6 protein-coding genes are annotated in these 12,596 nt (G+C 36.0%); 5 read left to right on the forward strand and 1 reads right to left on the reverse strand.

The genetic code is table 11. From position 1 onward, the window contains the following. Nucleotides 1-141 precede the first annotated feature (141 nt). Entirely contained in the window at nucleotides 142-5,115 is a 4,974-nt protein-coding gene (locus EKL95_RS08835; RefSeq protein ID WP_126563990.1) for a translocation/assembly module TamB domain-containing protein, read from the forward strand. A gap of 97 nt (nucleotides 5,116-5,212) precedes the next feature. After that, nucleotides 5,213-7,507, forward strand: coding sequence for a BamA/TamA family outer membrane protein (locus EKL95_RS08840; RefSeq protein WP_126563991.1), 2,295 nt, complete (start codon nucleotides 5,213-5,215; stop codon nucleotides 7,505-7,507). A gap of 68 nt (nucleotides 7,508-7,575) precedes the next feature. Here EKL95_RS08840 and EKL95_RS08845 read toward each other — a convergent pair whose 3' ends face one another. After that, complete coding sequence (locus EKL95_RS08845) at nucleotides 7,576-10,083, reverse strand: M14 family zinc carboxypeptidase (RefSeq protein WP_126563992.1); 2,508 nt, start codon at nucleotides 10,081-10,083, stop codon at nucleotides 7,576-7,578. A gap of 237 nt (nucleotides 10,084-10,320) precedes the next feature. Here EKL95_RS08845 and EKL95_RS08850 point away from each other — a divergent pair, with 237 nt between their 5' ends. The 3 genes from EKL95_RS08850 to EKL95_RS08855 all read left to right on the forward strand — a co-directional run bounded on the left by EKL95_RS08850 (nucleotide 10,321) and on the right by EKL95_RS08855 (nucleotide 12,592). After that, entirely contained in the window at nucleotides 10,321-11,748 is a 1,428-nt protein-coding gene (locus EKL95_RS08850; protein ID WP_126462207.1) for an L-serine ammonia-lyase, read from the forward strand. A gap of 23 nt (nucleotides 11,749-11,771) precedes the next feature. Then, the gene (locus tag EKL95_RS15040) at nucleotides 11,772-11,942 is read left to right on the forward strand and encodes a hypothetical protein (protein WP_197037241.1); all 171 of its coding nucleotides are present in this window, start codon (nucleotides 11,772-11,774) and stop codon (nucleotides 11,940-11,942) included. A 260-nt stretch (nucleotides 11,943-12,202) separates the two neighbouring features. Further along, nucleotides 12,203-12,592, forward strand: a complete 390-nt coding sequence (locus tag EKL95_RS08855) for a hypothetical protein (RefSeq protein ID WP_126563993.1) — start codon at nucleotides 12,203-12,205, stop codon at nucleotides 12,590-12,592. Nucleotides 12,593-12,596: the final 4 nt, after the last annotated feature.

Genomic DNA, 12,596 nt, shown 5'->3' on the forward strand with positions numbered 1-12,596 from the left:
AAAAATTTAATGCCATATTTTTTTGATTTTATACTAACTTTCCTTTTTTTAATTTTGAACTTTGTTTACTTATTCCATTTGTACTTGAAATTGCAATTCTGATTTAAATTGGTTATTTTTAGCCACAAAATAAAACCACTTTTGAAAAAATATTTAAAGAAAAGTTTAAAAATTTTCCTTTGGATAATAGGATCCCTAATTCTATTGTTCTTAGTCTTGGTTGTGGCCATCCAAACTCCGTCTGTTCAAAATTATGTCAAAGAAAAAGCAGTAACCTATCTGGAAGGAAAAATCAAAACTAAAGTTACTATTGACCGAATAGAAATTGGATTTCCAAAAAAAATAATGCTGCAAGGTGTTTATTTTGAAGATCAAAAAAAAGACACCCTTTTTGCCGGAGAAAAACTAGCTGTAGATATTAGTCTTTTTCAATTGATGAATAATAAAGTCGAAATTAATTCCGTTCAGCTCGAAGGCATCACCACTAATTTGAGTCGGGATTCAAAAGCAGTTTTTAATTTTGATTATATCCTGAATGCATTTGCCTCGCCAGAGGAACAAAAGAGCGATTCGCCACCCATGCAATTCTCTGTATCCGAAATTAAGCTCGACCGAATCCAGTTAACGTATTCCGATGCGATTACCAAAAATTATCTATCTACCAATCTAAATCACTTTGAAACGAAAATTAAAACTTTCGATTTAGAACAAATGAATTTCGAAATTCCAAAGGCTAAAATCAACGGACTACACTTTAAATTAAAGCAAGGTTTGGTTCAGAAATCCGCTGCTAAAGAAGTTCCCACAGGAAATACACAGGAACCCGTTTTCAAATTAAAACTAGGAGAAATTGATTTTGCAAAAATTGATTTTGATTACCAAAGTGAGGGAACAAAGTTATCTACTGCTTTTTATTTGAAAAAACTAGTAGCTAAAATTGACCGGTTGGATATCAATAACAAATTTGCACTCCTTGAAAGTATTGAATTATCGGGTCTAAAAGGAGCTTTAGCTTTTGGTAAATCAGAACCCGTTAAAACTAAAAAAAATCCTGCTTCGGAAGAAGGCAATAACTGGCAAATCAAAATCAAGAATACGGAAATCAAGCGAGTAGATTTTAGGTATGACAACAACAATGTTGCGGCTGTTGCCAAAGGCATGGATTACAACCATTTGCATCTTACTAACTTAAACCTGCAAATTGATGCCATAAATTACGGCTCAACTAACATATCCGGAGTAGTAAATTCCTTAAGCGTTAAAGATCATAGTGGTTTGAATATCCAATCCTTCAACGCAGAATTTTACTATGGCAAAAAGAATGCGTTTCTCAAAAAACTGTATTTAAAAACACCGCAGACAGAATTGAGAAATGAAATCAGAATTGGATATCCATCTCTTGCCGCTTTGGCTGATACTCCGGGAGAATTGGGTCTGATTGCTTACTTGAAAAAAAGCAAATTGGGTGTCAAAGATGTGCTGCTCTTTGTACCAACTTTAGCAAATACAGACCCATTTAAGAGTAATCCCAATGCCATCTTGCTAATCAACGGTGACATAACCGGAAAATTGAGTGCTATCACATTCCCATCTATGGAGATTAGCGGCATTGGTACTACAAAAGTAGCAGCAAGCGGCAGCATAGTAGGTTTGCCAGATGTAAATAAAGCCTATTTTGACTTGAATATCAAAAACTTACAATCAGGATCCAAAGATTTTATTGATTTTTTACCCAAAGGAACAATCCCAAATTCGATCCAGTTGCCTCCGCAGTTCAATGCCAAAGGAACGTTTAAAGGAACCATTGCTAATTTCAATACGAACCTGAATCTGTCAAGTAGTTTTGGTACCGCCAAGATTAAAGCGGCGTTGAATCAAAACAGAAAAAATTACGAGAAATATGATGTTCAAACCGAGTTTACAAATTTTGATTTGGGACGCTTTATCAAAAATGATTCTATTGGAAAAATCACTCTGAAAGCAACCCTAAAAGGAACTGGATTTGATCCAAAAACAGCCAATGCCTCTTTGAATGGCAACATTCTAAAAACAAATTACAACAAATACACCTATCAAAATTTAAGCTTAAAAGGAAACGTTCGCAACGGAAATTTCAATGCTACTACCTACGCAAAAGATCCTAATTTAACGTTTGATTTAGTGAGTAACGGAAGCTTTAGAGACAAATATCCTACCGGAAAATTAAAACTGAATGTGGATATTGCTGATTTAGAAAAACTAAATCTCCATGCAGGACCACTAAAAATAAGAGGCGTTGTAGATGCTGACATTCAATCCGCAAATTTAGATTATCTCAACGGAAGTGTAAGTGCAAACCGCATAAGCATCACTAATGCAACAGAACAATTTGAGATAGACTCGATCACTCTTGTTGCAATATCTACTGCTCAAAAGAATACATTATTGCTGCGTTCGTCGCTTGCAAATGCAGAAATAAAAGGAAAATACACGCTGTCTAAAGTTGCTACAGCATTAACAAACTCGATTGCTAAATATTATGACAAGAATCCTACTGCTAAAAAAACAGTCGTAGGAAAGCAACAATTTGCTTTTCAAATTGGTATCAAGGACAGTCCTCTTTTAATAAAATTAATTCCTAGCATAAAAAGTCTGGAACCCATTAGCATCAGCGGAAGATACAACTCTCTCAACGACTCAATTGTTCTTAATGGCGCTGTTCCAAAATTAATTTATGGAGAAAACACGATAACCAATGTAATTTTCAAACTAGACACACAAGCAAATGCACTTGTTTACAGCTTAATTATAGACGACATTCAAAACAAACAAATTCAGCTCCCACATACGAGTATTACAGGAAAAGTAGCGCAAAATATCCTGGATTACACCTTACAGCTGAAAGATGCAAAAGACGCAGAACGATATGGCATAAGCGGAACACTAAAAGCGGCAAACGGAAATAACGAAGTTCGTCTAGACCCCGCTAAACTACTGCTGAATTATGAATCTTGGACAATAGCGGATGCTAATTTGATTCGGTTTGGCAAAAAAGGAATTTACGCAGATAATTTCGAATTAAACAAGAACGGCAGCACCATTCGCATTCAATCACATTCTGAAACTCCTAATGCGCCGATCACTATTGATTTCAAAGATTTTGACATTAAAACGATTACGAGTTTTGTGGAGAAAAAGGATTTACAACTGAGTGGTAAGATCAATGGAAACGCAGTGGTGAAAAACACAACTACATCGCCCGTTTTTACTTCGGATTTAAATATTGAAAATTTTACTTTCAAAAAAGATACCATTGGAACTATCAGTATAAAAGTAAATAATGCCATTTTAAACCAATACGATGCTGTTGTTGCTATTACAGGTCAGGGAAACCAAGTCAAATTAGAAGGAAACTATAAAATAAACAACAGTAGTTTTGATATGAGTCTGGATATTGAAAAGCTGAATTTAAAAAGCATTCAAGGTTTTACGTTAAATAATATTACTGAAAGCACCGGTTTTTTGAATGGGAATTTTAAAATCACTGGGAATACCAGCCAGCCCAAAGTAATTGGAGAATTACAATTCAATGAAATTGGTTTCAAAGCCACGCCGCTCAATTCTAAATTTAAGTCGTTAAATGATAAAATTATCTTTACTGAAAACGCTATTGTTTTTGATAATTTCATTATCAATGATGAGAGAGACAATGATTTAGCCATCAACGGAAAAATTGACAGTGCCAATTTTAGTAATTTTGGGTTCGATTTAGCCCTGGATGCGGATAACTTCAAAGCGGTCAATTCTAAAGCGAAAGACAATGATTTGTATTATGGAGAGCTGTACTTAGACAACCATTTAAAAATAACAGGAAATTTAGACAATCCTATTGTCGAAGGAACCATACGTATTAATAAAGAGACTAAATTCACTATTGTTTTGCCCCAATCAGATCCTTCAATAGCTGATAGGGAAGGAATTGTAGAATTTATTGACCAAGACAATCCAAAATTAATGGAGACCATTGTTCTGGAAGAATTCAGCAGTGAATCCACTATAAAAGGGGTTAACGCATCCGTAAACATTGAGGTAAACAAAGAAGCTGAATTATCAATGGTAATTGACAAAGCCAACGGGGATTTCTTGAAATTAAAAGGCGAAGCGCAATTAAACGGAGGAATTGATCCTTCAGGAAAAACAACGCTGACCGGACGCTATGAATTGTCCGAAGGGAGTTATGAAATGAACTTTAACGCCATCAAAAGGAAATTTGACATCAAAAAAGGCAGCTACATTCTATGGACAGGAGAGCCCACAACTGCTGATATTAATATAACTGCAATTTATAAAACAGAAGCGGCTCCCATTGATTTAGTCAATGACCAATTAGGAAGTGTTACCACCGAAGTGAGAAATACCTACAAACAAAAAATCCCTTTTGAAACCGCATTAAAAATGAATGGTGCTTTACTCAAACCCACTATTTCATTTGATATAGTTTTGCCGGAGGGGAACAATAGTGTTTCAACAGAGATTATAAATACCACTCAGGCTAAACTGACCCAATTGCGTCAGCAACCTGATGAGCTGAACAAACAGGTTTTTGCCTTACTGCTCTTGAATCGTTTTATTGGAGAAAACCCATTTGCAAGTCAATCCGGCGGAGCAACCGTTTCCTCACTGGCCAGAGAAAGTGCCAGTAAAATTTTATCCCAACAACTGAACAACCTCGCCGGTGATTTAATTCAAGGAGTAGAGCTGAATTTTGATCTGAATACGTCCGATGATTATACTACCGGGCAACGCGAGAACAAAACAGATCTTAATGTAGGCATTTCAAAAAAATTGCTGAACGACCGATTGAAAGTTACTGTTGGCAGCAGCTTTGGGATTGAAGGGCCCCAGCAAGCCAATCAAAATACCAATAATATTGCCGGCAATGTTTCCTTAGATTATCAACTCTCAAGAGATGGAAGGTATAAAATGAGAGCCTACCGCATAAACAAATACCAAGTGGCGCTGCAAGGGGAAGTCGTCGAGACTGGAATTGCCTTTATAATCACTTTAGATTATAATAAATTCAAAGAATTATTTACAAAAAGTGAGGCGAAGAAAGCAAAGCAAAAAAATAAATAAAAGTTTTTTTACCATTAAGAAATTAGACCAATTGATTTTCCTTAATAAAAACCTAATCTCTTAGTGGTTTAATTTTTTTTAATAAATAATAAAATTAATGAACAATAACCATTTAGTATCTTTTCTTTTCTTTGCAATGTTGGCTTCATCGTGCAGCAACACTCGCTTTTTGCCCGAAGGAGAGCTGCTGTATACCGGTGCTAAAGTAACCGTAGAAGGAAAAGAAACCTCTAAAAAAGAAAACAAAGCATTAAAAACCGCTCTTGGAGAAGTGGTAAGACCAAAACCCAATTCCTCGATTTTAGGATTGAGGCCTAAGCTATACATTTATAACTTGGCTGGGACGCCAAAGAAAGAAAAAGGATGGCGCTACTGGTTAAAAACTAAAGTAGGCGAAGCCCCTGTTTTATACAGTCAGGTAGACTTAGAATACAACAAAAACGTTTTACAAAATTTCACAGAAAACAATGGCTATTTCAATACAAAAACAGCGGCTGATTCAACACGACACGGAAAAAAAGCAACTGCAGAATATCTTGTAAAACCCGCAAAACAATACAAAATCAGAGCCGTCAAATTCCCTGTAGACTCCGCAGTGATTTCGAGTGCTGTTCGCAATACCAGACTTAGAAGTTTGTTAAAAAAAGAAGAAGGATACAGCCTAAATACCATCAAAGAAGAAAGAATCAGAATCGATTCCAGGCTAAAAGAAAAAGGATTCTTTTATTTTAATCCTGATTATTTAAAAGTACAAGTAGACTCGACAGTTGCAGATCATCAGGTCGATCTTATTGTAAAGATAAAAGAGGAAACTCCGAAACTGGCCGAAACTCCGTACAAAATTAATAAAATCATCGTATATCCAAACTATTCTATTAGTTCTGACAGTTTAAAAATCAGTATCGATACCATTACAAAATATAATGATTTAACCATTATAGATCCAGAAAATTTATTCAAACCAAGGATTTTTGACCGGGCTTTATATTTTAAAAAAGGGGATCTATACAACCGTAGCGACCATAATTTATCATTGAACCGATTGGTAAACCTAGGTACTTTCAAATTTGTAAAAAATCAGTTTAAGGTTTCTGATACACTCGGAAATTATTTAGATGCCTATTATTACCTGACGCCATTGCCTAAAAAATCGCTTCGGATGGAATTATTGGCCAAAACAAATTCTGCTAATTACACCGGAACCGAACTCAATTTAAACTGGAGCAATCGCAATGCGTTCCGGGGTGCTGAATTATTAACAATCTCAGCTTTTGGGGGTGTAGAAGTGCAAGTTTCCGGACAAAATAATGGTTTCAATGTGTACAGAGTTGGTACCGAAGCTAATTTAATTTGGCCCCGATTTGTATCCCCTTTTAAGCTAAACCCGTCAAGTGGTTTTGTTCCAAAGACAAAAGCAACATTGGGATATGAATTTCAAAACAGAACCAATTTATATTCCCTACAAACATTCAAAGGTTCTTTTGGCTATTTATGGAAAGAAAACGAAAGAAAAGAACACCTTTTAAATGTTACCGAAATCACATACGCCAGTCCGCAAAACATAACTAATTTGTACCATGAACAAATTGCAAACAACCCTTCTCTGGAGAAAGTGGTTGAGAAGCAATTACTATTTGGACCATCCTATTCCTATACGTACACTAATACTTTGCAAACAAGAAAGAAAAACACTTTTTACTACAAAGCTAGCCTTGATCTGGTGGGAAATATAGCAGGATTAGTTTCAGGAGCAAATATTCGAAAAGGAGATACTATCAAATTATTTGATGTTCCGTTTAGTCAATTTATCAAAATAGAGCAAGATTTCAGACATTATTTGAAATTAGGAAAAGAGTCTCAATTAGCCAGCAGAATCATTGCAGGAGCCGGATTTACGTATGGAAATTCAAATGAAATGCCTTTTATCAAGCAGTTTTTCATTGGTGGGACCAATAGTTTGCGAGCCTTTAGAGCCCGTTCCTTGGGACCTGGAAGTTTTGATGGAGCTGCAGCTAACACCGGCACTTTTTTAGCGGATCAATCCGGTGATTTAAAACTAGAGTTTAATACCGAATACCGAACTAAAATATATGGACTGGTAAAAGGAGCTTTGTTTCTAGATGCCGGAAATATTTGGTTACTGAATGAAAATCCGGATAAACCGGGAGCAAAATTTTCCAAAAAATTCCTGAATGAACTGGCCGTTGGAGTTGGAGCCGGATTACGCTTTGATTTCTCTTTTCTGATTCTGAGAACAGATCTTGCTTTCCCGTTACGCAAACCGTATTTACCAAATGGAGATCGCTGGGTTTTAGATCAAATCAGTCTGGGAAATAGTGCCTGGAGAAAAGAAAATTTAGTTTTCAATCTTGCAATTGGTTATCCTTTTTAGAAAAACAATGAAACAAAAAAGAGCTCGATACCTCGTGCTCTTTTTATGTAACCTATCTTGTACACTCTTTAATTGACTAAGAACAATGCATTGCTGAACAATAGATTTCCATTTTCCCAAAAACCTCTGAATAATGGATTATCTACCATATAAATTACAGATCCATCGCCTTTTTTATCAACTGCAAAGCTCACGGTATTGTTCAGTTTCTTTTTGATTTCATTACCTACAAAACCATAACTCTTATAATCTTTAGGAACATAAGCAACATTTATGGCTTTTTTCAATAGTGAATAATGTCTGTCATCCGTTTTTAGACTGAAATATGTATCGCCTAAACCAAAAGACATGGGATGTGTTTTATTCAATAGGTTTTCAATTATGGCTCCGGGAATCGATTTAGAAATATACCTGCGTTCTGAATCCTGAAAATCTAAGAAGCGTTCTTTTAGTTCCTCTTCTTCAGCGGCTTTCTCAGAGCTTAATTTGTCTTCTTCAGTTGCAAAAGGACTTAACGCATATCCTTCTTTTGCTTCAAAAAGGGTAAGCGCACTATTCATTGCAATCACTTTTCCACCGTTTTTAATCCATTCGCCAATTTTCTTTTGTTGGTCATCTGAAAAATCATAATATCCGTCTGCTAAAATCAGTGTGTTGTAGTTAAAAAGATTAAATCTATTGAAATTATTTACTTCAACCACACTCACCGGATATGCAATAGTTTCTTGCATATAATACCAAGCGGCACCAAACTCTGTAGAGCCCACCCCTTTTCCGGATAATAAAACTACTTTAGGCGCTTTCAATAAATTAAAATTTTCGCCGCCTACATCTTTAGAATTAGACGAAAAACCTGTAAGTATGTAATTATAATCGGTTTTTATTTTTACGAGTTCACTAATCGTTTTTTCAAAATCAACCACTTTAGGATTATCCGCTTTGGTCACTAACAGTCCACCCGGCTCTACAATCACATCTCCAAAAATGGCTTTTTTCATCGCAGACCTCACTTTGATATTATTTTGGTGCAACAAAGACAACACCTGAGCTGAAATTCTGTTATTCCAAGGAATATGAAACGCATAAGCATTTTTAGGAACGATCTTTTCTTTCACTTCAATAGTTGCTTTAGTCTTTATGTCCAGACTATTTTTTAACGCATAGCCTTCAACACCGTATGCCAAGGGCAAAGCCCAAGAGGTAATATCATACGATAAACTGTCATTCAACTTTTGGTCCGGTTCAAAAAGCACTTGTGCTAAAACAGCTTTTTGTTGATCTACTTTTACAATTAAATCATTGGGTTCAATCGTAAAACCTTTATCTGTTTTTGTATTGTAATTGAATCCGGATACTTTTTGACTGGCATCAGCGTAACTGAATTCTACATTATTTTTTTTCAACAAATCCGCCATTTGAACCAACTTCGGATTATTTTTCATCACATACATTTTATAATTTCCCTTCACTGTTTTTCGGGAATTATTCATAAAACCTCTGAAACCTTTCAGCAAAACATCCGCTTGTGCGGCGGCTGATTCTACCACCGTCAGGACTGCCGTAGCGTGATGTGTCAATCGGTCTTGTATCGTTAAGGTGATTCCGTTGCCCATAGTAACGGCTCTCCCCGCACCTATTCCGCCTTGTTCCATCGTCATACCAACCGCGCCATTGTATGTAGGATACGTATCCCCATAACTTGGATAAAACAAATCAAAACGTTCACCGGTGTTATACATCCAGTTTTGAGCATCAAATTTTTTAGAAATATTTTTACCTAAAGTGTAGTGAAAATCTTTCTGGTATTTCTCAATATATTCGTGCAAAGGTTCCGCTGAGGGTGGAAAAAAATACGGAGAATCGTATCCCATTTCATGCACATCTGTATGAACTTGTGGCATCCATTGGTTGTACAACACAATACGCTGTTGGGTTTCCGGTTGTGTTTGCCACGCCCAGTCTCTGTTTAAATCAAATATATAATGGTTGTATCTACCGCCCGGCCACACTTCCATGTGCTCTCTGTCTGACAATTCCGGATGCGTTTTTTTACCTGAAATTTCTCTTAACCAATTTCCGTATCTGGAATATCCATCCGGATTGATGCATGGATCCAGTATTACAATGGTATTCTCTAACCACTTTTTAGTATCGGCATTCAAAGGATTTACTAATTCGTACGCCACGGTCATAGCACTTTCGGTTCCGGCAAATTCATTTCCGTGCACATTAAAACTCAACCAAACAATTAATTTATCGCCAATCATTTGTGATTTATTTTTGGATAAACCAATGGCTGCCAAATTGTTATTCCTAATTTGTTCCAAATTAGCCAAATTCTCCGGGCTCGATATAAAGTATACATTCAAATCCCTTTGTTCCGGCGTTACACCATATTTCTGGTGTTTGATAAAAGTAGACTTTTCCGTAAGATGCTTAAAATAATTTTCAGTCTGATGGTAATAGGTTATTTGTTTTCCGTAATTGGGTATAAATTCAGAAGGACTTTGCACTTGCGAATGAACACTCAGCACCAAAGTTAGCAGTAGATAAAAAGAAAAAATAATCTTTTTCATATTGTTTTGGGTTAGTTAAGCTTCAAAAATAGCCATTTACAAAGTATTGCACAAGCTAAATTTTGGATTAAAGAAATATTGATTTTAACAAAGTATTAGTTTTGCTAAATCCTTTTTTTTGAAGAATACTAACAATACAGCAATATTAATTATTAAAAAAACAATATTATTCTATTTTCAATTCGTATCCTTGCTACATTCTATTATATTTGCAGGTAACAAAAATTCACACTTAACATGGAAGAATGTATCTCCGTTTTTGATATGCTAAAAATTGGTGTTGGACCTTCGAGTTCACACACACTTGGGCCTTGGAGAGCTGCCGAACGCTTTCTTAGTGAATTGCGAAACGAAAATTTACTTCATGCGGTCAACAGGGTGAAAATAGATTTATACGGTTCCCTTTCCTTAACCGGTAAAGGACACGCCACGGATTTAGCCGTAATGCTGGGTTTGAGCGGACAAGATCCAGAATACATTCCCATAGAAAATATTGATGCAATTATCAAATCCATTGAATCAAAAAACAAAATCAACTTAGGAAACGAAAAGCCAATTGCTTTTTATTTCCTCCAAGATATCGTTTTTAATAAAAACTTCCTTCCCTTTCATGCCAATGGAATGACTTTCACAGCCTATATGACTGATGATCGTCAATACGTTTCTACCTTTTATTCTATTGGTGGCGGATTTGTAGTAAAAGAAGAACGCATCAACGCTAAAAAGAAAATTAAAATAAAATGTGCTTTTCCATATCCAATTGAGAAAGCGGCAGAACTACTGGATTATTGCATAAAAGAAAACAAATCGATATCGGAAATCATTTATGAAAACGAAAAATCAATGCGTTCCGAAGCAGTTATCGATCAGGAACTAATACGCATTTGGCACACGATGCTCGAATGCATGTACATTGGTTGTCATTCCGAAGGGATTCTTCCCGGCGGACTAAACGTGCGTCGCCGTGCTTTTGACATGCACCAAAAACTAATTGGTTTATCCAATTATAATTCCCCTCAAACCTGGCTTGAGGAGATCAGAAAAACAGAAGTGAAATTCCGCCAAATCCTGAAATGGGTTTCCTGTTTTGCCCTTGCGGTAAATGAAGTAAATGCCGCTTTAGGACGCGTGGTCACAGCCCCAACAAATGGAAGCGCAGGCGTAATTCCGGCCGTTTTAATGTATTATTTAGTGATTGAAAACCACAATGCAGGAGAAAAAGAAATCAAACAATTCCTGATGGTTGCCGGTGAAGTAGGCAGTATTTTCAAGAAAGGTTCTACCATTTCTGCGGCAATGGGCGGTTGTCAGGCCGAAATAGGCGTTTCATCTTCCATGGCTGCTGCCGCTTTATGCGAATTGATGGGCGGAACTCCTGCACAGGTTTTAATGGCTGCCGAAATTGCCATGGAACATCACTTGGGGTTGACCTGTGATCCTATTGGCGGTTTGGTTCAGATTCCCTGCATCGAAAGAAATACTATGGGTGCCATAAAAGCCATTAATGCCGCTGAGTTAGCCCTGGAAACCGATCCGAAAAATGCCAAAGTCCCTTTAGACAAAGTCGTGGACACGATGTGGCAAACCGCCAAAGACATGAACAACAAGTACAAAGAAACCTCCGAAGGCGGATTAGCCATCACCGTGAATATGTCAGATTGTTAATTTACGTATTAAACAAAAAAACAATGAAAATCAATTGGGTAATAGTTGGACTTGTACTCTTCTTCGGAATTGCTTTGATAGTATTTCTCATCAGAAAAAATCAAAAAGACAAAAAGAAATACAAACAGTTCTTGAATAAAGATTTCAAAAAAACAACTGAAGAAGATTCTGACTGGAATGATGATACGCATTGATGAATATTTTAATCATTTTAGAAAAATTTAGAAATAAAATCCAATAACGTATTATTAAAAACAAAAACTGCTTGCAAACAGATCCGTAAAACGGATACAACCAAAGGAAATTTCACTAGTACCATATTTTCTCTTTTAAACTTAAAATAATCCAGAAAAGCACCCTTTAAACACTTGGCAGATGGCGACTCGCTTAAATTATAATCGACTTTAACGAAAATTTACAACTATTAAGCAAGAAAATAGTGTAATTATGCAAAATGATTAAACAAATTCGACATACTCTTTTAACTCGATATTTTTGGGGTTTCATGTCGTTATACCTGCTGAACTGCTTTGTTGATTCCCCGGATGCGCAACCAAATCATTTACCTGAGGATCTGACCCACAATGATCTGGAAAGCATTATTGAAATAGTGGTTGAACAAATATTAGGATTCGAAAATGCCATACCTGAATACGATGATAATGATACCAATCAAGATTTTGCTGCAAAAAGTGCTTTTTTTATAGATTTTTTTGTAGTACCAAACAGTGCAATTAGTCTTTATAAAAAATATTTATATTTAAAAAAGGGGAAATTAGCTGAACAAAATTCGATTCCTCCGACCCCGTATTTTGAAATACACACGCCTCCCCCTAACATTTAATTTG

This window comes from Flavobacterium sp. LB2P53 (assembly GCF_003970305.1).
Lineage (GTDB): Bacteria > Bacteroidota > Bacteroidia > Flavobacteriales > Flavobacteriaceae > Flavobacterium.